This is a genomic window from Belliella marina, assembly GCF_042682445.1.
GTDB classification, from domain to species: Bacteria; Bacteroidota; Bacteroidia; order Cytophagales; family Cyclobacteriaceae; genus Belliella; species Belliella marina.
In genome coordinates, this window is sequence record NZ_JBHUHR010000046.1 from 398,151 (window position 1) to 417,718 (window position 19,568).

At 40.1% G+C, this 19,568-nt stretch carries 19 protein-coding genes and 1 pseudogene; 7 read left to right on the top strand and 13 right to left on the bottom strand.

The window, feature by feature from the left end:
• Positions 1-223: 223 nt before the first annotated feature.
• Positions 224-451 (top strand): hypothetical protein, encoded by a 228-nt coding sequence (locus ACFSKL_RS20780; protein WP_376888961.1) that lies wholly within the window; start codon positions 224-226, stop codon positions 449-451.
• Between the two features lie 310 nt (positions 452-761).
• Here ACFSKL_RS20780 and ACFSKL_RS20785 read toward each other — a convergent pair whose 3' ends face one another.
• Positions 762-1,160, bottom strand: coding sequence for a DUF779 domain-containing protein (locus tag ACFSKL_RS20785; RefSeq protein ID WP_376888962.1), 399 nt, complete (start codon positions 1,158-1,160; stop codon positions 762-764).
• A gap of 209 nt (positions 1,161-1,369) precedes the next feature.
• Complete coding sequence (locus tag ACFSKL_RS20790; protein ID WP_376888963.1) at positions 1,370-2,896, bottom strand: aldehyde dehydrogenase family protein; 1,527 nt, start codon at positions 2,894-2,896, stop codon at positions 1,370-1,372.
• Positions 2,897-3,111: 215 nt separating this feature from the next.
• On the opposite strand from ACFSKL_RS20790, the gene ACFSKL_RS20795 reads away from it, so the two are divergent.
• Positions 3,112-4,038, top strand: coding sequence for an AraC family transcriptional regulator (locus ACFSKL_RS20795; protein ID WP_376888965.1), 927 nt, complete (start codon positions 3,112-3,114; stop codon positions 4,036-4,038).
• A gap of 373 nt (positions 4,039-4,411) precedes the next feature.
• Here the strand turns inward: ACFSKL_RS20795 and ACFSKL_RS20800 are convergent, their stop codons facing one another.
• The 6 genes from ACFSKL_RS20800 to ACFSKL_RS20825 form a co-directional block, all read right to left on the bottom strand.
• Positions 4,412-6,181, bottom strand: coding sequence for an SLC13 family permease (locus ACFSKL_RS20800; RefSeq protein WP_376888967.1), 1,770 nt, complete (start codon positions 6,179-6,181; stop codon positions 4,412-4,414).
• A 22-nt stretch (positions 6,182-6,203) separates the two neighbouring features.
• The gene (locus ACFSKL_RS20805) at positions 6,204-7,031 is read right to left on the bottom strand and encodes a ZIP family metal transporter (protein WP_376888969.1); all 828 of its coding nucleotides are present in this window, start codon (positions 7,029-7,031) and stop codon (positions 6,204-6,206) included.
• A 513-nt stretch (positions 7,032-7,544) separates the two neighbouring features.
• A complete protein-coding gene (locus ACFSKL_RS20810; RefSeq protein ID WP_376888970.1) occupies positions 7,545-8,081 on the bottom strand; it encodes a hypothetical protein in 537 nt (178 codons plus the stop codon).
• Between the two features lie 17 nt (positions 8,082-8,098).
• The gene (locus ACFSKL_RS20815) at positions 8,099-8,575 is read right to left on the bottom strand and encodes a nucleoside deaminase (RefSeq protein ID WP_376888971.1); all 477 of its coding nucleotides are present in this window, start codon (positions 8,573-8,575) and stop codon (positions 8,099-8,101) included.
• A 136-nt stretch (positions 8,576-8,711) separates the two neighbouring features.
• The gene (locus tag ACFSKL_RS20820) at positions 8,712-9,446 is read right to left on the bottom strand and encodes a LytR/AlgR family response regulator transcription factor (RefSeq protein WP_376888972.1); all 735 of its coding nucleotides are present in this window, start codon (positions 9,444-9,446) and stop codon (positions 8,712-8,714) included.
• Positions 9,446-10,513, bottom strand: a complete 1,068-nt coding sequence (locus tag ACFSKL_RS20825) for a sensor histidine kinase (RefSeq protein WP_376888974.1) — start codon at positions 10,511-10,513, stop codon at positions 9,446-9,448. Before ACFSKL_RS20825 ends, ACFSKL_RS20820 begins: the two co-directional genes overlap by 1 nt.
• 341 nt (positions 10,514-10,854) lie before the next feature.
• Here ACFSKL_RS20825 and ACFSKL_RS20830 point away from each other — a divergent pair, with 341 nt between their 5' ends.
• Entirely contained in the window at positions 10,855-13,368 is a 2,514-nt protein-coding gene (locus tag ACFSKL_RS20830) for a TonB-dependent receptor (RefSeq protein ID WP_376888976.1), read from the top strand.
• Positions 13,369-13,616: 248 nt separating this feature from the next.
• Here ACFSKL_RS20830 and ACFSKL_RS20835 read toward each other — a convergent pair whose 3' ends face one another.
• Both ACFSKL_RS20835 and ACFSKL_RS20840 read right to left on the bottom strand, forming a co-directional pair.
• Complete coding sequence (locus ACFSKL_RS20835; RefSeq protein WP_376888978.1) at positions 13,617-14,597, bottom strand: pyruvate dehydrogenase complex E1 component subunit beta; 981 nt, start codon at positions 14,595-14,597, stop codon at positions 13,617-13,619.
• Positions 14,598-14,706: 109 nt separating this feature from the next.
• Positions 14,707-14,865: pseudogene (locus ACFSKL_RS20840) on the bottom strand (rhodanese-like domain-containing protein); the annotation flags it as partial.
• A gap of 87 nt (positions 14,866-14,952) precedes the next feature.
• On the opposite strand from ACFSKL_RS20840, the gene ACFSKL_RS20845 reads away from it, so the two are divergent.
• The gene (locus ACFSKL_RS20845) at positions 14,953-15,453 is read left to right on the top strand and encodes a metallophosphoesterase family protein (protein ID WP_376888980.1); all 501 of its coding nucleotides are present in this window, start codon (positions 14,953-14,955) and stop codon (positions 15,451-15,453) included.
• A 63-nt stretch (positions 15,454-15,516) separates the two neighbouring features.
• Here the strand turns inward: ACFSKL_RS20845 and ACFSKL_RS20850 are convergent, their stop codons facing one another.
• On the bottom strand, positions 15,517-15,654 hold the full coding sequence (locus ACFSKL_RS20850) for a hypothetical protein (RefSeq protein WP_241276137.1): 138 nt from the start codon (positions 15,652-15,654) through the stop codon (positions 15,517-15,519).
• A 252-nt stretch (positions 15,655-15,906) separates the two neighbouring features.
• Between ACFSKL_RS20850 and hisS the strand changes: the two genes are divergently transcribed.
• Positions 15,907-17,298 (top strand): histidine--tRNA ligase, encoded by a 1,392-nt coding sequence (hisS, locus tag ACFSKL_RS20855; RefSeq protein ID WP_376888981.1) that lies wholly within the window; start codon positions 15,907-15,909, stop codon positions 17,296-17,298.
• A gap of 194 nt (positions 17,299-17,492) precedes the next feature.
• On the opposite strand, the gene ACFSKL_RS20860 is transcribed toward hisS, so the two are convergent.
• Complete coding sequence (locus ACFSKL_RS20860; protein ID WP_376888983.1) at positions 17,493-17,774, bottom strand: hypothetical protein; 282 nt, start codon at positions 17,772-17,774, stop codon at positions 17,493-17,495.
• A 211-nt stretch (positions 17,775-17,985) separates the two neighbouring features.
• Here ACFSKL_RS20860 and ACFSKL_RS20865 point away from each other — a divergent pair, with 211 nt between their 5' ends.
• On the top strand, positions 17,986-18,318 hold the full coding sequence (locus ACFSKL_RS20865) for a YbaB/EbfC family nucleoid-associated protein (RefSeq protein ID WP_376888985.1): 333 nt from the start codon (positions 17,986-17,988) through the stop codon (positions 18,316-18,318).
• Complete coding sequence (locus ACFSKL_RS20870; RefSeq protein ID WP_376888987.1) at positions 18,318-19,319, top strand: glycosyltransferase family 2 protein; 1,002 nt, start codon at positions 18,318-18,320, stop codon at positions 19,317-19,319. Before ACFSKL_RS20865 ends, ACFSKL_RS20870 begins: the two co-directional genes overlap by 1 nt.
• Here ACFSKL_RS20870 and ACFSKL_RS20875 read toward each other — a convergent pair.
• Entirely contained in the window at positions 19,316-19,534 is a 219-nt protein-coding gene (locus tag ACFSKL_RS20875; RefSeq protein WP_376888989.1) for a PspC domain-containing protein, read from the bottom strand. The two genes, ACFSKL_RS20870 and ACFSKL_RS20875, sit on opposite strands and share 4 nt — an antisense overlap.
• Positions 19,535-19,568: the final 34 nt, after the last annotated feature.

The following is a 19,568-nucleotide window of genomic DNA, read 5'->3' on the forward strand; positions in this document are numbered from 1 at the left end:
TTTGTAAAGTGTCTTAATCTAAAATATGATTATCCGCAATGACACCAGTTGGTGAATTTTCCGATAAAATCATACGGATAATCGTTATTTACTCCACGGCGCACAAGGGTTATTAGTCGGTTAGTTATTAGTGCATCTGTTGACTTAAAATATATCAATTTATTTGGCTACTGGTAAGAAAGCAGATAATCATAATCTAAAAATAGCAGAAACAAAAATCCAAATGACCAAAGCGAAAAAAATAATCCTGGGGACTTTTATCATATTTTTTGGGATAATATTGGTTGATTTCATCATTGAGGTACTGTTCAGGGGGACTGATTTTGCCACTTGGATGGTTTATATTACTAACTTGAGGGTTTGGCTTACCAGATTGGTTATTTCTGTAGCTTTGTCGTTTTACAATGTTTGGAAGCAGGAGAAAAGAGAAAATTCCCGTCAGAAAGAATAATGCCGGGCTTATAACCTGAGTTTGATTGTTATCACAAAGTCAAAATCAATAAAAATATCCAGTTACAAGGCAAATTTTTGAGGGATAGCCTAAGCTATCGCTCAGAAATTTAACGCAGTAAATGGGTGTTTTTATTGACTGAGCCGACTATTCGGTTTTAAACGGCAACCTACTTCACTTTTTCAATCCGCAATATCCCAATATTACTTCATAAAAAAGTTCGCACCTTCTTTTCGTAGTTCTCACCATTTAAAACCGTTCCTGCCTGCCGGCAGGCAGGTTGACAAAGTGAGAATAGTCGAACTCAGGTTTATAGTGTGTCTTCCCCTGTTTTGGTTGGGGTTAGGTTGTTTAGTTCTTCTTTTGTAAATAAGCGAGAGCGAATTATAAACCTGATGCCCATTGGTATTTCTATAGAGAAACTGCTGCCTCTACCCGGGGTGACGTCTATTGTGATTTGAGTGTGTTTCCAGTATTCGAATTGATCCTGGTTCATGAAAAAATCGCATCCGTAAACACTGCTAAGCCATATGTCACTTGGCCCTACTTTAAAATCCCCTTTTTCGAAACACATAGGTGAAGAACCATCACAGCAACCACCGCTTTGATGAAACATCAATTCAGGGCCAAAACGATTCCTCAAGGTGTCAATAACCTCCATGGCGGATTCGGTAATGAGAACTCTGGGAGTGTATGTGTTGTCGGGCATTTGGTTATCGATTAGTTTTTTGCAAATGGGGATAGAGGGTTTTTGGAACAGTAAAAAAGAAGCAAGAGAAAAGCAGAATTGGATAATTGTTGTATGGTCTTTTTTATTATACGCTATTTAAATGCCTCCAACCCCATTGTCAGGCTGGAGGCAGGGAAATCGATTTTAGTACAAAATCCCCTTGGATCCTACATCTAAAAACGCAGGTTCTAAAAGAACCCAAGCTTGTTTTTATCATATGAAATCAGCATATTTTTGGTCTGACGATAATGGTCTAGCATCATGAGATGGTTTTCACGTCCAAATCCGGATTTTTTGTATCCACCAAATGGGGCGTGGGCTGGATAATTGTGATAGCAATTTACCCATACACGTCCAGCTTGGATGGCTCTTGGGATTTGGTAAAGTTCGTGTGCGTCCCTTGACCATAAGCCAGCTCCTAACCCGTATAGTGTATCGTTGGCGATTTCAAGGGCTTCTTCGGTGGTTTTGAAGGTTGTGACAGAGACTACCGGCCCAAATATCTCTTCTTGGAAAATCCTCATTTTGTTATTCCCTTTGAAGATTGTGGGTTGGATATAGTAGCCTGTTTCCAAGCCTGAATTTAAACTTGCTTTGTCTCCACCGCATAAGACTTCTGCGCCTTCCTGCTTACCGATATCAATATATGAGAGGACTTTTTCATATTGGTCGTTTGATGCTTGCGCACCCATCATGGTGTCTTCAGCCAAAGGATGTCCCATTTTGATTGCTTTGGTTCTTTCTATTACTTTTTCCATAAAGACATCATAAATATCTTCATGAACCAAAATTCTAGATGGGCATGTGCAGATTTCTCCCTGGTTCAAAGCGAACATCACAGCGCCTTCCACGGCTTTGTCAAAAAACTCATCATCAGCATCAGCCACAGATTTCATGAATATATTTGGCGATTTGCCACCTAATTCCATGGTGACTGGAATCAGGTTTTCGGATGCATACTGCATGATCAGCCTTCCTGTGGTGGTTTCCCCAGTAAAAGAAACCTTTGATACCCTAGGTGAGGAGGCTAACGGCTTGCCTGCTTCAATGCCGAAACCTGTCACTATATTCAATACACCGGGGGGAAGAACGTCTGCGATCAGTTCCATCAGCACCATGATGCTCGTTGGTGTTTGCTCAGCTGGTTTTACTACAGTGCAGCATCCAGCTGCCAAAGCAGGTGCTATTTTCCAAGTCGCCATTAGCAGTGGGAAATTCCAAGGGATGATTTGGCCTACCACACCCAATGGCTCGTGCAATGCTATACTTACTGTATGTTCATCATGCTCAGAAATAGAACTTTCATCCGCCCTGATGACTCCTGCAAAATACCTGAAATGATCGATGACCAATGGTAGATCGGCAGCTCTGGTTTCCCTCAAAGCTTTTCCGTTGTCGATAGTTTCTACTCTTGCAAGCATTTCCAGGTTTTCTTCAATGATGTCAGCTATTTTGTTCAAAAGCTTACTCCTAAGTGCGGGTGAAGTTTTGGACCAAGAGGGGAATGCTGCATGGGCTGCATCCAAAGCCAATTCAATATCGGCTTTATTTCCTCTTGCAGCTTTTGAAAAAGCTTTGCCATCAATAGGGGAGATGTTGTCAAAGTATTCCCCGGAGTTGGGGACTACCCACTTTCCTCCTATAAAGTGATCATAGCTATCTTTGATTTTAGGTCTTTCTACCGGTTTTGATTGGGATAGTGTTAGTGTAGACATATCGGTTTTATTTTGGGTTTTTTCAAAGTTCTGTATTTGTAGACAGAGAAAATCAACCTATGCTATCGGAAAATCCACCACGTGTGACTTTTTGAAAAATAGAAAGCCGGGATGTCCATGTGAAAACTTAACATTATAGATTTTTATTAGTATTATTTCTGTATGTGAAGCATTATTGATAACTTTAATGAAACCCGATAACCTAATAGGATAATATGCAGAGCAATTTCATCGCAGGGGTGCCATGGAGGCCCGATAGGGATCTTAAAACACTCGTGGAGAACCGTACTACCTTTACCTTAAACGATTGTGAGTTGAATATTTTTGAAACCCATCAGGAGGCAAAAGATGTCAACCTGATCTTTGGGGATTTGGTGTTGACTACCATGTTGAAAGGGAAGAAAATCATGCGTCTTTTTGATAAGGAAGGGTTTGATTATTTGCCGGGCGAATCGGTCATAGTACCGCCAAATGAGTTGATGAAAATAGATTTTCCGGATGCTAATATCGAAAACCCTACACAATGTATAGCGCTTTCGATTTCAAAGGAAATGATTGAAAACACATTCAATCTTCTCAATGAAAAGTTTCCTGACAAATTGCTTTCCCAGGAATGGGGGTTGGATTTGTCCAATTTCCACCTGATCAACACGCAGGATTTGTCTGAAATCATCAATAGGTTTGTTAGGATTGGAGTAAAGGAGAGATCTAAGGAGAAGGATGTGATAGCTACACTTGCCTTGAAGGAGTTGTTGATAAGGCTTACCCAAACCCAGGCGAAAGAGCTACTCCAAAAAACCTACAAGCAGCTGTCATCCAGCAATAGGCTGGCTCATGTAATCGATTTTATCAAAAATAATATCAGGGAGTCCGTCAGTCTGGATACTTTGAGTGCAAAGGCATGTATGAGTAAAGCCCATTTTTCAAGGTCGTTCAAAAATGAATTGGGAATATCCCCTATGGAGTTTGTGCTCAAAGAGCGGCTAAACTTAGCGCGGAATTATCTTAGAATGGCAAATTATCAAATCCAAGAAGTTTGCTTTATGTCAGGGTTCAATAATATTACATACTTTATTAGGGTATTTAAAGCAGAATTTGGAACTACTCCAAAGGTTTATCAGAATTCTATTCAAATGCGGTAGAATCATTGGGGTATGAGAATTAACAAAAAAATATTGTAGAAGTTTTTTGCCATTTGTTATGTTTTTGTTATGTTTATGAAAATTTGGTAGTGAAAAAACATTAATTGTTGCAGATTTACCAAACGAAATATGGCTGAGGTCAGTTACAAATAAACCCACTCAAGGAGTCTTTTACAAAGACTCCTTTTTTTATGGTTAAAATTTAAACCTGTTTTTATGGATTTTGTGTAAAAATCTTCTAATGTGGTTTAAAAATCAACCTATTTTTCATTTTGTTTCATAATCACTGGTCGTGAGGGTCGTTGTAAAGCTAAAAAAGCGCCATATGTTGTCATATGGCGCTTTTTTAGCTTTAATTTTACCCCCAAAACCACTAAAGGGGCCAAAAAAGCAGGATCAATGGTATGCCCACAAGCAGGATTAGGATTTCCAAAGGTGCGCCCAGTTTAAGGTAATCAGTGAATTTGTATCCACCAGGTCCCATGACTAGTGTGTTGCTTTGGTGTCCTATCGGTGTGAGGAATGCGCAAGAACCGCCGATTGCCACTGCCATGAGGAATGGTTCGATGTTTGCCTGCATCCCAGTCGCTATGTTTACCGCAATTGGGGCCATCAGGACTACTGTAGCTGCATTGTTGATGATGTCGGAAAGAAACATGGTGATGATCAGTACCATGGCTAATATGCCCCATGCCGGCAATGTGTCTTTTAATATCAGAATTTTATCAGCAATCCAGCCTGCGCCACCGGAAGTTTCAAGTGCTGTACCGAGTGGAAGTAGTGCTCCTAGTAGGATGATTACAGGCCAATCGATAGCTTTGTAAAGTTCTCTGATGGGGAATATCTTTAGGAGGACCATCAGCAATGCCGCTATGGTAAAGGCTATTTGTACAGGTAATAGTCCGGATATGATCAAAGCCAACGATAGGGCGAAAATACCGAATGACAACAATATTTTCTTTGGTTGCCCTAGATTCAGCCCCCTGTCGGCAAGCGGGAGGCATCCCATCCTTTCCAAGGCCTCGTCGATTTTGTCTTCGTCACCTTGTACCAACAGTACATCGCCGACTTGGAATTTTACATGGTCAATCCGTTTTCGGATGTTTTGGTTTTGACGTGAGATCGCCAAAAGGTTGATTCCGTATCGGTAGCTTAGGTGAAGTTGTGCGGCAGTTGTGTCTACAATATTGGAGTTTGACATGACTACAGCTTCTACCAAAGAAATGTTTTCAGGCTTGATTTCTTCGCCAGTTTCATTGTCTTTGCCTACCAGTGCTGTTTTGGAATCATCGATGAATGACTTGATGTCATCGGGGTCACCTTGGATTGTTATCACATCATTTTCCCTGAAAATATAGTTCCTGCTCGGTGCGTAGGTCATCTGTTTGTCCCGAATGATGTTGAGGATTTGGATGTTGCCTTTTGTGAATTGGTGGATTGACCTATGGGGTTCGTCTATGAGTTTGGAATTCTCTATTATTTTCACTTCCGTGATATAATCATTGATTTTGAATTTGTTTTTTTCATCTTCATTGGAAGAACGTTTGGGAACAAGTCTCCAGCCAATAAGAATGATAAAGAGGAGACCGACTACGGCAAGCCCAACACCAACTGGTGCGAAATCAAACATGGAAAATTTTTCCCCATTTTGTTCCGCCATGAATGTGGAAATGATGATGTTGGGTGGTGTGCCAATCAGCGTGGTCATCCCTCCCAATAGGGAGGCAAATGAAATAGGCATTAAATAGGAGGACGGGGATTCCCCATTTTTATTGGCTATGTGGATTGCTAGAGGCATTGTCATGGCGAGCGCCCCTACGTTGTTCATAAAGGCCGAGGCAACGCAGACCATGCCACAGAGAATAGCCAGCTGTACCGTGAAAGGGAGCTTCTTCCCAAGTAGAATTTTGGCAATCCATTCAATCAAACCGGATTTTGCCAAGCCGTGGCTTACGATTAGGATCATCGCCACCGTGATCACTGCCGGATGGGCAAAGCCATTGAAGGATTCGTCTGCCGGTATCAGTCCTGTGACTACCAATAGTAAAAGACATATGATTGCGACTAAGTCATAGCGTATTTTTCCCCATGAAAATAGAAATATAGCAAGTAGTAAAATTCCAAAAACGATTTCTTTTTCCATATATTCTGATTGAAATGACAGGTTATCCCAATGCGACATCCAAAATCATCATGACGGTGAAGCCTGCCATGAATCCCAAAACTGCCAAGTCTGTGTATTTATCCCTTTGGGTCTCTGGGATGACTTCCTCTACTACTACGAATATCATTGCACCGGCTGCAAAGGAGAGTGCGTAAGGTAAAATGTTCTGCATGTAAATCACGGCTACTGCGCCGATTACTCCTGCAATAGGTTCCACAACAGCAGACAGTTGTCCGTACCAAAAGCTTTTTCTTCTACTCACACCCTGTCTTCTAAGGGGCATGGATACGGCCATGCCTTCTGGGAAGTTTTGGATGCCAATACCGATGGCTAGGGCGATCGCTGCTGAGATGCTGGCTCCTTCCATACCCATCGATGCAGCTCCAAAAAGTATGCCTACCGCAAGTCCTTCAGGTATATTGTGGAGGGTGATGGCCAATAAAAGCAAAGTGGATTTATGCCATTTGGTAGCAAGGCCCTCAGATTCGTTTTTGTTGAAATTGATGTGTAGGTGTGGCATAAACTTATCCAATGCAAAAATGAACAGTCCTCCCGTCAGGAAGCCTACAGCTGCTGGTATCCATGGATAGTTGGGGAAAAGACTCTCTGAGTGCTTGATACTGGGTGCAAGCAAAGACCAAAAACTAGCAGCAATCATCACGCCTCCTGTAAAACCTAGAAGTGTGTCGAACACGGATCTTTTTACTTCTTTGAAAAAAAACACCAGAGATGCCCCAAGTGCAGTCACTAACCAAGTGAAAGTTGTTGCCAAAAAAGCGGATTTTACAGGACCAAGTTCAATTGCGTAAACTTCAAGTGATTCTAACATAGGTTCAGGTTTGTACAAAAGTATCTATCTTTTTTCAATAAAAATGGAGGTTTAAATTTTTTTAGCCAATACATGTTCTTTGAGGTGTCAAAAAAAAGTGGTTGTCACAAAATAGTCGGTCATTTAGTTTCGGGGAAAAATAAAATATGAGTATCCGCAATGTTGCACATTGGGTTAGAAGTAGCTTTATAAGTTGTGGATACTCGTCAACAACTTGTGCGCCGCGGCGTAGTCAACAGAACCACAAATCGTTCATCCAGCAATCTATTGTTTGGCTACTGGTAAGAAAGCGGATATGGATATAAAATAGTATTCAGTAGATCAATGACCCAAAGGAAATGATCAAAGAAAAAAGGTGAAAGAACCTCCTTCTTTCACCTTTCTTTCCATCCTATTTTGTCAAGGATGTTTTGCAGATTGATATTTGGTAAGGAAGTCCCTGAAATTCGTTTTTAGTGACAAGCCCTTCCCAGATTCAATATGGAATGCGGGATATCCGGTTTGGTTATTTGATCACAGCTCGTCGTTCGGAGCTTCGATATCGATATCCAAATTGATAAGTTCAGGTTCTACCTCCAGCAATGAAGGGGCTTCCTCATCGGAAATCTTTCCCCTTTCCAGCAATTCGGCTATCATGTCCATTTGCATGGTCATGTCTTTTCCTTCTTTGTGGTATTTTTGGAACTCTTTCATCAACTCATCATCAGAATATTCTGCGTATCGTTCCTTTCTTTTTTCTTTTAGTTGGTTTTTCTTGTCGATTAGGAGTTTTTCCTGTCTTTCTTCCATCTTGTTTTTCCAGTCAGAAACATAATCGTCTGTCAGGGATGTCCCGAAGAATGGCGTTTCATCAAGTGCTATGGTTTCTTGTGTACCGTCCTTATGTACCAAGACGAATTGCTCGTCGCTTTCTTCCAAAAGGTATTCATCTCCTGTATCGACATCGATGATTTTGTCATCTTGGTATATGTACCGTTCTTCTACCGATTTCTCTTGGCTGCATGAGAGTAGTAAGGATGCACCCAATACTGTAATCATTAGCTTTTTCATGTCTGTATTTTATTTGGTTAATATAATGTTTTATCCTCTTTCTTGATCCATTCTTGGAAGACCACCTTGGCTTCATTGCCTAGGAGTTGGTGGAAAGTGATTTTTCTTTCACCTATCGGTTTGTCCAGTTCGTCGTAGATAAACTGGTCGTCAAATCCTGCATTTGCCGCATCTTGTTTTGTGTTGGCGTAAAACACAGCTTTGGGTCTAGCCCAATAAATAGCTCCCAGGCACATTGGACAAGGTTCGCAAGATGTATAAATCTCACAGCCATCCAATTGAAAATTGTCCAAGTTTTTGCAGGCATCGCGTATCGCAACAACCTCTGCATGGGCAGTAGGGTCTTTGGTGGAAGATACAGAGTTTGAGCCTCTTCCTACTACCTTACCATCTTTCACAATAATGCAGCCAAAAGGGCCGCCTTTTCCGGAATCCATTCCATTTTTGGACAATTCGATAGCCATCATCATAAAAGTCTTCTGGTCTTCACTCATGGATGAATTTAATTATAATTATTGTAGAAAAGTAATTTGCCATACAATAAACGATTTTTCAGCTAAAAAGTTTAAGATTGATGTGCTGTTCTGGGTAGTAAAGAGATAAAAATGGAATAAAATTTTGTTTTTGGGTTTATGCAATCCATTTGTTTAAAAATTCCATAAAATTATCCTTATAGTTTTCGCTTATTGCCAGGTTTGCATTTCCTATTTGTACTGTATTTCTTGAAATGGATTCTATGTGGTCCAGTGCAATGATATAGGATCTGTGGATCCGCATAAATTTATCTTCAGGCAACAATTCTTCCATATTCTTGAGGCTGGTAAGCGATAGGATAGGGTTGGTTTTGTCTCTTAAATGGACTTTTACGTAGTCTTTGTATGCTTCGATATAGGTGATGTCTTTGAGGATGATTTTGACCAACTGGTATTCGACTTTGAGAAATATATAGTCGGTCTGAGGCTTGGGGTTGGATTTTTCTGTCTCCCTTTTTTCTTCAAAATACTGGTACGCCTTGGTGGTTGATTTGAGAAAGTCTTCATAACTGAAGGGTTTTAGCAAATAATCCAAGGCATCGACTTTGTAACCCTCTATCGCAAATTGGTTGTATGCAGTCGTGAAAATGATGCGCGGTTTTTTCCCTCCTTTTTTTCCTTCGATAATCCTTGCCAACTCCATCCCTGATAGGTCGGGCATTTGTATATCCAAGAAAATCAGGTCGATGTCATGGTTATTTGTATAAGACAATGCTTCAATGGCGTTGTCAAATGTGGCTTGGAGCTCCAAAAAAGTAGTCTGTTTGATGAATTTTTCGACTAAATTCAATGCCAATGGTTCATCATCGATTGCGATACAGGAAATTTTCATCAGAGATTGATCTTAAGGGTTACTTGGTAAGTGTTTTCCAGGCTATTCTCCCCAATTTGGAGCTCGTGTTTTTTGTCGTAAAGTAAATCCAGCCTCCTTTTGGTGTTTTGAAGCCCTATGCCACTTGCTTTGGATTCGGGGGAGTTGTCATGATGTCTGTGGATTTTGTTTTTGGTAGTTAAGATAAGTTCTTTGGAGTTGAATTCCAATGATATGAAAATAGAACTTTCTAGTTGGGAGCTTACTCCATGTTTAAAGCAGTTTTCGATAAATGGCAAGAGTAGCATGGGGGCAATCGGGGCTTCTTCTATCTTTTCAGGAATGTTGATTTCCAAATGGACTTTTGAAGAGAGGCGTAATCTCATCAGTTCTATAAAGTCCCGGATGAAATCCAGTTCTTTGGTCAAGAGAGTGTGTGTCTTTTCTGTTTCGTAAAGTACATAGCGCATCATTCTACTGAGTTTCAGCAGGGCGGTCTTTGCTTTTTCCACATCTATATTTGTCAAAGAGTAGATGTTGTTGAGGGTATTGAAGAAAAAATGGGGATTGATCTGTGCTTTCAGGTAATTCAATTCAGAATTGATTTGTTGTTGGCTTTGTTCCAGTCTGAGTTTTTCATCGGATTGCCATTTTTGTACTGATGCGATGCTTGTGCTGATACCAACTGACATGAAAAAAATCAAAAGTTGCGAAATGTCCCAATAGTAGTTTCTCGGTCTAGGGACATATGTGACTTCCGGCCTAAATGCCCTGTGCATCAACTCTGGCAAATGGGTATAATCATCATAGAATATCAGTAGCACCACATATAGGATTCCTGCAAACAAGTTGATCAATAAGAATAGTGGGATTTTGTTTTTGAACAGCACTCTTGGGATCAAGTAAAAATAATTGATATAAAAAATCCCGATCAGCATGGAGAAACTGAGCGCTTGTTTGATCCAGTACTCGATGGGTCTCTCCACTCCTGCGGAAAGTGGGGAAAGAACAAATATTACAATTCCGAATAATGCCCAGCCAAGAAAGTGGATCAGAATTGAGATTTTTTGTTTGTCGTTTAAAGGCATGCTTCTGCAAAATGGTGGTTTGTCCAAGTAAACAAAAATAAAATTCTGTAGATAAACTAATCTGATCTGCCAGTGCCTTGATTTCCACGCTGAAATGGAGAAAACAGAAGATAAAGTCTTTGTCTTAACCAAAATTTTTGTTCATCCGCTTAATTGCCTGCTTGGTCGTCAAAAAGTACCGTTCAGTCTATTTGGTTTTTTTTTGATTTTAACTCGATGTTCCTTTGTTGACGGAAACTGAATATGTTGGACAAAGGTGGTAGTTTTTGCCACATTCAGAGCAAAGCATTTCCGGATCATCTTCGTGACAAAGTAACCAAACACCAAAAATAACGATCAAAATGAAGTACCAATTATTAGTTTTAACATTATTGACTTTTATGGCATCTTTTGTGGACCTGCAGGCGCAGACAGGTACAGGGGAGAAGGCTGTGTACAAAATCACCGGAAAAATCCTCGATGTTGAGACTGGGGAGCCAATCCCATATGCGGCGGCTTCGCTTTTGGAAGCAGAGGGCAAGCAAGTTGTGGTGGGAGCTGTGGCCGATTTGGAGGGTGAGTTTTTCATAACGGGATTCAAAAACGGCAAATACATTGTCCAGCTAAGTTTTATTGGTTTTGAGCCATTGAGTACAGCAGTGATTGAAGTAGCTAATGGAAATACGGAAATCAATTTAGGGAGTCTGAAAATGACCCAAGAGGCATTGGGATTGGAAGAAGTGACGGTCCAGGGTCAGAGATCCCTGATCGAAGAGAAGGTGGACAGAACCATATATAATGCCGAGAATGATAAGACAACTATTGGTGGAGATGCAAGTGATGTGTTGAGAAGGGTGCCGATGCTATCGGTCGATTTGGATGGGAATGTATCTATGCGTGGAAGTACAAATATCCTGGTTCTGATAGATGGAAAGCAGTCTGCCATCGTAGCGAGCAACATCGCAGATGCTTTGAAACAGATACCCGCAGAGGAGATCAAGTCAGTGGAGGTCATTACTTCCCCATCTGCTAAGTACGATGCAGAAGGTACCGGTGGTGTATTGAATATCATCACTAAGAAGAATAACCTACAGGGAGCATCACTAAATGTTAATTCCAGTGCAGGGTTGAGGGGTTCCAACCTTGGTTTGAATGCAAGCTTGAAAAGAGGTAAAATGGGTTGGACGCTTGGTGGATTTGGAAGAAGCGGTTATAATATTTTAGGCTCTTTTGATAATACACAAACAACGATGGGCCCAGATGGGCAAAATACTGTCATCAACCAAACTGCTGACACTAGAAACAATATGCTTTTTGGTAGGTATAACTTGGGTTGGGATTATGAATTGAATAAATACAATTTCCTGACAGCTTCAGTAAGTGTAGGGGTGAGGAATATGAGAAACACACGAGATGGCTTCTTGACTGAGACGATTATTGAAGATGTATTGCGAAATTCTCTTTTGAGTGATGTTAATATCGATAACTTATCAAACAATGTCGATCTGAATTTCAATTATACCAAGACTTTTGAAACACCACAGAAAGAATTCAGTGTGTCCGGTTTGTACAGTAGAAGCAATAACAACAATGATTTTGTCACCAGCATATACAACGGTACTTTTACAGAGATAGCAAATAGGGTAAAGAATGAAAACCTAGGAATCAATGAAGAGTTTACGATCCAATTGGATTATGTAACTCCAGTAGGCAATTCTGGGAACCAGATTTTGGAATATGGAGCAAAGAATATTTTAAGAAAAGCGATCAGTGAATTTGCGTTCTTCACAGCAGATGGTGCAGATGGAGAATTTCAGCAAGTGGATGATGTTGTTTTGTCAAACGAATTCAATTATGACCAAAATGTTACGGCGGGTTATGCATCGTATACTTTAGGCTTTTTGGAGAATTACACCGTAAAAGCTGGTTTAAGATATGAATATACCAATATCAATGCTGATTTCAAGAATTCAGAACTTCCAGCAGATATCCCGTCTTATGGAACCTTTGTGCCTAGTGTGAACATAGGTAGAAAATTGGCCAATGGAAATATGATCAAAGCCGCTTACAACAGAAGGATTCAGCGTCCATCATTGCAGTTCTTGAATCCAAATATTGATCAAAGCAATCAACAGCAGCAGTCCCAAGGAAATCCATTGTTGGATCCTGAATTGACTGATAATTATGAATTGGCTTACAGTACTTTTGTTGGAGGAAGCTCTTTGAATTTTACATCCTATTTCAGGAATACCACCGGTTCTATTCAGCCTGTAAGGACAATAAGTGACAATGATGTGATTTTCACAACCTTCGAAAATATCGGACATGAAAGGGCAGTAGGTTTGAGTGTTTTTTCTAATATCAACATCTCGGGTAAGTTCTCGCTTAATGGAAGTGTAGATTCCTACTATGCCATGTTGACAAACGGCATGGAAGATCCAATGTTTGCAGCATCCAACGAAGGTTTTGTAGTGAGTGGTAGATTATTTGGAAATTATACATTGCCAAAAAACTGGCAGATACAAGCATTCACATTTGCGAGAGGTAGAGCAGTACAGCTTCAAGGTTCAGCAGGTGGCTTTATGATGTATGGATTGAATTTAAATAAGCAATTCAATGAAAAGAGAGGAAGTGTTGGTTTTGGAATGGAGAATTTCTTTACCCAAGAATTTAAAATCCGAAATGAATTGGTAACCCCTACGATTATGCAGCAAAGTACCATAGGGATGAGGAATATGAATTTCAAAGTCAATTTCTCTTACAGGATAGGAAAGCTGAGCGTAGAAGGAAGTAGAAGGAAGAAACGAGGTGTTTCCAATGACGATCTCAAAGAAGGTGGAGAAGGCGGTGCCGGAGCGATAATGAACAATAATTAGGAGCTATTATATTCAATAAGCTCAAACTTAAAGACCATCCAAATAATTGGGTGGTTTTTTTTTGTTGTTGGATATAATCTGGGTTGGTATTTTCAGCACGGGATTCTATGAAAAAATAGAATTAAAGAACTGGTCAAAGAAGTTTTATGAGTTTTGTATATTGAAGGTAATCAAATTGGATTTCATATTTTATACAAAAAAGCCTGCTAAGAAACTCCTAGCAGGCTTTTAATTGAATCTAATCAATTTTACTTTTTATACATCACTTGCTTTACAGCGTCAATGGTTCTTTTTACGTTTGGAATTACTGCTTCAATGTAAGTAGGGGCATAGCTCAAAGGAACGTCCATTGAGTTGACTCTGATCACTGGAGAATCTAGGTAGTCAAATGCATTTCTTTGGATATTGTAGGTCAGTTCTGAAGAAATTGCCGCAATCGGGTTGGCTTCTTCCACAACGACACATCTGTTGGTCTTTTTAACGGACTCAAGGCAAGTTGCGTAGTCAATAGGCCTTACGGTTCTCAAATCAATTACTTCAGCTTCAACTCCGTCTTTGGCCAATTCTTCAGCAGCTTCCAAAGCTACTTTCATCATTTTGCCAAAAGAGATGATGGTTACATCTGTTCCTTTTCTTTTGATTTCGGCTACACCGATTGGCAAGAGGTATTCTCCCTCAGGCACTTCGCCCTTGTCGCCATACATCAGTTCAGATTCCATGAAGATCACAGGGTCATTGTCTCTGATTGAAGCTTTCAATAGCCCCTTGGCATCAAAAGGGTTTGATGGAACGACCACTTTCAATCCCGGAGTGTTGGCGAACCAGTTTTCGAAATTTGAAGAGTGCGTAGCTCCAAGTTGGCCGGCGTTGCCGGTAGCTCCCCTAAATACAATGGGTACATTGTAGGCACCACCAGACATCGCATACATCTTGGCTGCAGAGTTGATGATTTGGTCGATCGCTACAAGTGAAAAGTTGAAGGTCATGAATTCGATGATTGGTCTAAGGCCATTCATGGCTGCACCAACTCCCAATCCTGAGAAACCCAGTTCGGCAATTGGGGTGTCATAGACTCTTTCTGGGCCGAATTCATCCAACATGCCTTGTGATACTTTGTATGCTCCATTATATTCTGCCACTTCTTCACCCATGAGAAACACGTTTTTGTCGCGTCTCATTTCTTCTGACATGGCTTCTCTCAATGCTTCTCTGAATTGTATAACTCTCATTTCTTTGTCAAAATTTTCGATCGTAAAAATAGAAAGTAATCGTTCAATTCCAAAACAGAGAATGGAACTTAGGGATATATTTTTGGAATGGTGATATATTCCGTCGCCACTAGGGGTGAAAACTCTCCGCTTCTACAGTTCGTTTACCTGCTTTCCTCCAGTTTTTTAGCCTGCCTTCCAACATAAAGACTTTTTTGAAACCCATTTCTTTCATCTTTTCAGTGGCGGGGATGGTTCTTTTGGCTGAGCCACAATAGACATAGTATTTTTGTTTTCCATTTTGTTTTTATTGACGTTTGGATTCAGCTACTTTCGTAAAGCTATTGAATCTTTTTACTGAACAAAATTGTGAATTTTGAGGAAAATTGGACTGATTTCGGATTCCCATGGATATATTGACCAGGCAGTTATAGAGCATCTGTCTGATGTAGATGAAGTTTGGCATGCCGGGGATATAGGTGATTTGGAGGTGCTCAAGCGGCTTCCCCAAGATAAAACAATCCGGGTAGTGACAGGAAATATCGATGATCAGCATGCAAGGGAAAAGTATCCGGAAGAAATATGGGTCGAAGTAGAAGGGCTGAAGGTTGGCATGCTGCACATCGGAGGTAAGCCTCCTGTCTATGCTAAAGGGGTAAAAAAGAAAATCATAGAAAATGGATGCCAACTATTTGTCTGTGGGCATTCCCATATTTGTAAGGTGGAATTTGATCCAAAAACCAAATGCTTATACATGAATCCCGGTGCTATTGGCAGGCATGGTTTTCATGTATTTAGGACGATGCTGCTATTCGAAATCGAAATGGGCAAATTACAGAATCTAAGAGTAGTGGAACTTGGGAAAAGAGCAAAATAAAAAAGGCAGCGATCTTATCGTTGCCCTCTTTATTTCTTGAAAAAAGAAACTGTGAAATACTTCTTAGAAGTTTTTCTTCAACTCTTCAACGTCAACATTTTTGATTACCGGCTTGGCACTCAATTGTTTGATTTTGATAACTCTTGTAGTTTGAGCTTGTCTCTTTCTTTTTAACTTTCTCTTTAATGTAGTAACAGCCATTGTCTTATCTGTTTATTTGAACTCAAATGAAGCGCAAAATTAACGGATTATTTTGAAACGACCACCTTTCCTTTAGAATATTTTGAAAAACATTTAAAAATCTGATTGTCCGATACATTGGGTACAGCGAAAATCAAATGTCAATTAAAGTTTAAACCTTCCGAGGGTGCTTAGCTTGAAAGCGAATTCCCCGGGTATTTGCCTTATTGTTTCAAGCGATCTATTAACTTTGCGGAAAATTTAGAAATCAGCATGGCAATTCAGAAACCTACTTTACCAAAAGGGACCAGAGATTTTGGACCACTTCAGATGGCTAGGAGAAATTATATTTTTGGGATCATCAAAGATACTTTCAAGCTTTTTGGCTATCAGCAACTGGAGACTCCATCGATGGAAAACCTCAGTACGCTTACAGGGAAATATGGTGATGAAGGTGACCAGTTGATCTTCAAAATACTCAACAGTGGAGATTATCTAAAGGATGTGTCGGTATCCGATTTGGGAGCAGGTGCAGGAGCTACTTTGTCCAAAGTTTCGGAAAAAGGACTTCGCTATGATCTCACTGTGCCTTTTGCACGATATGTGGTGATGAATAGGAATGAGATTTCATATCCGTTCAAAAGGTTTCAGATCCAGCCCGTATGGAGGGCTGATAGGCCACAGAGGGGAAGATATAGGGAGTTTTACCAATGTGATGCAGATGTAGTTGGAACAGACAGTTTGGTTTGTGAGTTGGAAATATTGTTGATGATCAAGCGGGTTTTTGCCCAGTTGGGGCTTAATGATTATGCGATCAAACTCAACAATAGAAAAATATTGACCGGTTTGGCAGAGGTGATAGGTGCCGCTGGAAGGGAGTCAGAGCTTTGTGTAGCTATTGATAAGCTGGATAAGATTGGATGGGAAAAAGTTCAGGAAGAACTGCTTCAAAGGGGGTTCGTGCAAGAGGCCATAGATAAGTTAAACCCCATCATCAGTCTTCAGGGCTCCAACAAGGAAAAGTTAGACTTCTTGTCATCATTTTTAGTGGATTCTGAGACAGGATTGAAAGGTATTGGGGAATTGAGGGAAGTGTTCGACTTGCTTGGCAAATATGGGGAGAGCGAAGAGTTCGTGGATTTTGATGTTGTTTTGGCTAGAGGCCTTTCGTATTACACTGGGGCGATTTTTGAAGTGAAAGTGAATAATGTATCCATAGGCTCAGTCAGTGGAGGTGGGCGATATGATAATCTGACGGGAGTGTTTGGGTTGGAAGGTGTTTCCGGTGTTGGTTTTTCTTTTGGTGTAGACAGAATATATGATGTGTTGGAGGAGCTGGGGCTCTTTCCGGAGAAGCAGTTGGATGGGACTGAGGTTTTGATCACCTATTTTGATGAACAAGGAAGGGATTATGGTTTGAAAGTACTGAGCCAACTGCGGAGCAATTTGGTCTCAGCAGAACTTTATCCTGATGCGGCCAAAATCAAAAAACAATTTACTTATGCAGACAAAAAACAAATCCCATTTGTGATCATTCTGGGCTCGGAAGAGATTGAAAAAGGTCAAGTAAGTTTGAAAAACCTGTCCACTGGAAGCCAGGAGTCATTGTCATTGGAAAGCGCAATAGACACGGTGAAAAGCTCAATGCTTAACCATGGTTCTTAAAAGATTGCCAAGGTCTGTATTCCAGCAAACCAAAAGTGGTCAACCTACAATAGATCGCCCTCTAAAATTTGGGAGTAAAGCAATTTCGCCGGAATCCATGATAGGTTTGATGGGCTGAAGAAGCATCAAAATCCACTCTTGGATTCTGAAAATCCAACAGGTTTCATAATCAGGTTTATTTGATAAAACTAGGGTTAATCTACCTCCAAAATAGCGTTTACAGGAATATGGACACCTCCTTTGAGGGTAACAAAATCTTGTCCTACAGCCCAGACTGTGGTGTTGACCTGGAATGTCTTTTGGTCGGCAGTCTCGAAAGTGATCTGGACTTTACTTTGAAGTAAATTTCCCAATGCCTGCGCCCTAAAAAGGTTACTCCATCTTTTTTTTACATCCTCTTCCGAAGTAAGGACTTCATTCTTGTTGAACTTCAGTGTATGGATCATTTCTTTCTCTATCTTTTCTACGGTTTTCATGGAGGGAATTAAATTTTGAATTTTAGACTTATCCTATTGTATACTTTGAAAATACTAAAAATGTTTTGATTTATTAAGTTAAATTTTACAATATTTTATTATACAGAATTTTATTTTTCAATAACGTTATTTGTAAAATTTAATTTTATTTCGTTCAGGTGTTTACTATACACAAAAAGATTATATTTGCTCCAATAAAAAGAGATACAATATGTTTGATTTTATGAATATCATGAATAAGGTAAAAGAGGCTCAAGTCAAAATAAAAGAGACTCAGGAGAAACTTGTTCATTTGACTGCAGAAGGTGAATCTGGTGCTGGTATGGTCAAGGTAGTTGTCAACGGTCATAGAAAAGTAGTTTCTATTGATATGGATGAATCATTGATCAATCCTGGAGATAAGGAGATGCTTAGTGATTTGACAGTAGCGGCCATCAACAAAGCTTTGGAATCCATTGAGGTGAAAATCAAAGAAGAAATGAAATCGGCTACAGAAGGAATGATGCCAAATATTCCTGGGATGGACTTAGGTGGGATGTTTTGATGCAGAAGGCTGCGATTGTCATTTTGAATTATAATGGTGAAGCAATGCTTCGTCGTTTTCTTCCTTCGGTGTTGAAGCATTCGACTTTTGAGGTAATCGTAGCAGACAATGCAAGTACTGATCATTCAGTAGTTTTTTTGGAACAACACTTTCCCGAGGTGTTGATAATATCTTTAAAGGAAAACACAGGGTTTGCAGGTGGTTACAATGAAGCTTTGAAAGCCATTCGGGGGAAGTATGAGTATTATATCCTGCTCAATTCGGATGTGGAGATCAACACTGCCTGGGATCATATATTGATTGATTATTTAGACTCGAATCCCGGAATTGTAGCTGTGCAGCCTAAAATAACCTCAATTCAAAATCAAGGGTATTTTGACCATGCAGGCGCTGGAGGTGGTTTTTTGGACAGTCTTGGATACCCTTATTGTAGGGGGAGGATTTTTGACACTGTCGAAGAGGATTTGGGGCAGTATGATGATGTTATCGATGTAGATTGGACATCAGGGGCATGTATGGCAGTCAGGTCTCGGGATTTTCATGATTTTGGCGGTTTCGATGATAGGTTTTTTGCGCATATGGAAGAGATAGACTTGTGTTGGAGGTTTCGGTCAGCAGGTTTTGGGTTGAAGTATGTAGGTACGGCAGCAGTACAACATCTCGGCGGGGCTACGCTCTCAAGGGCCAACCCAAAGAAAACATATCTGAATTTTAGAAACAGTCTGTTGATGCTCCACAAAAATCTGAGGGGGAATGGATTTGCAGTCAAATACATGCTTAGGATACTCCTTGATCTGTTGGCTGCGGCAGTATTTGTTCTGAGGGGACAAAAAAATGATGCGAAAGCTATTGTTCAGGCGCACAAAGATTTTCGCAGAATGAAAAAAATAGATTTTTCAAATTCTATGGCATTAAACTTGCCATCAAAATCAAATCATAAAGTGAAGTCAATCCTTTGGCACTATTACATCGGGAAAAAAAGGAAATTTTCTGAGATTTAGTCAAACAAAACTGGGTTGTTCATCTTTCTGAAGTACTTTCTGATTTTCATCATCATTGCCATACTTACATAGATGATCACTGGTGAACCCAAAGTAATGAATGAACTGTAAATAAAAAAAAGACGGATGCTGTCAATAGGGAAGTTTAACCTTTCACCCAATTTGGAGCAAACTCCAAAAGCACGGTCTTCGAAAAAGAGTCTGAGTTTATTCATGATAATTGAATTTCAGTTAGTTTAATTAAATGTA

Excerpts from the sequence above, each read along its gene's own strand:
- ACFSKL_RS20780 (WP_376888961.1), top strand. The coding sequence starts at position 224 with ATGACCAAAGCGAAAAAAATAATCCTGGGGACTTTTATCATATTTTTT.
- ACFSKL_RS20785 (WP_376888962.1), bottom strand. The coding sequence starts at position 1,160 with ATGCCCGACAACACATACACTCCCAGAGTTCTCATTACCGAATCCGCC.
- ACFSKL_RS20790 (WP_376888963.1), bottom strand. The coding sequence starts at position 2,896 with ATGTCTACACTAACACTATCCCAATCAAAACCGGTAGAAAGACCTAAA.
- ACFSKL_RS20795 (WP_376888965.1), top strand. The coding sequence starts at position 3,112 with ATGCAGAGCAATTTCATCGCAGGGGTGCCATGGAGGCCCGATAGGGAT.
- ACFSKL_RS20800 (WP_376888967.1), bottom strand. The coding sequence starts at position 6,181 with ATGGAAAAAGAAATCGTTTTTGGAATTTTACTACTTGCTATATTTCTA.
- ACFSKL_RS20805 (WP_376888969.1), bottom strand. The coding sequence starts at position 7,031 with ATGTTAGAATCACTTGAAGTTTACGCAATTGAACTTGGTCCTGTAAAA.
- ACFSKL_RS20810 (WP_376888970.1), bottom strand. The coding sequence starts at position 8,081 with ATGAAAAAGCTAATGATTACAGTATTGGGTGCATCCTTACTACTCTCA.
- ACFSKL_RS20815 (WP_376888971.1), bottom strand. The coding sequence starts at position 8,575 with ATGAGTGAAGACCAGAAGACTTTTATGATGATGGCTATCGAATTGTCC.
- ACFSKL_RS20820 (WP_376888972.1), bottom strand. The coding sequence starts at position 9,446 with ATGAAAATTTCCTGTATCGCAATCGATGATGAACCATTGGCATTGAAT.
- ACFSKL_RS20825 (WP_376888974.1), bottom strand. The coding sequence starts at position 10,513 with ATGCCTTTAAACGACAAACAAAAAATCTCAATTCTGATCCACTTTCTT.
- ACFSKL_RS20830 (WP_376888976.1), top strand. The coding sequence starts at position 10,855 with ATGAAGTACCAATTATTAGTTTTAACATTATTGACTTTTATGGCATCT.
- ACFSKL_RS20835 (WP_376888978.1), bottom strand. The coding sequence starts at position 14,597 with ATGAGAGTTATACAATTCAGAGAAGCATTGAGAGAAGCCATGTCAGAA.
- ACFSKL_RS20850 (WP_241276137.1), bottom strand. The coding sequence starts at position 15,654 with ATGGCTGTTACTACATTAAAGAGAAAGTTAAAAAGAAAGAGACAAGCT.
- hisS (WP_376888981.1), top strand. The coding sequence starts at position 15,907 with ATGGCAATTCAGAAACCTACTTTACCAAAAGGGACCAGAGATTTTGGA.
- ACFSKL_RS20860 (WP_376888983.1), bottom strand. The coding sequence starts at position 17,774 with ATGAAAACCGTAGAAAAGATAGAGAAAGAAATGATCCATACACTGAAG.
- ACFSKL_RS20865 (WP_376888985.1), top strand. The coding sequence starts at position 17,986 with ATGTTTGATTTTATGAATATCATGAATAAGGTAAAAGAGGCTCAAGTC.
- ACFSKL_RS20870 (WP_376888987.1), top strand. The coding sequence starts at position 18,318 with ATGCAGAAGGCTGCGATTGTCATTTTGAATTATAATGGTGAAGCAATG.
- ACFSKL_RS20875 (WP_376888989.1), bottom strand. The coding sequence starts at position 19,534 with ATGAATAAACTCAGACTCTTTTTCGAAGACCGTGCTTTTGGAGTTTGC.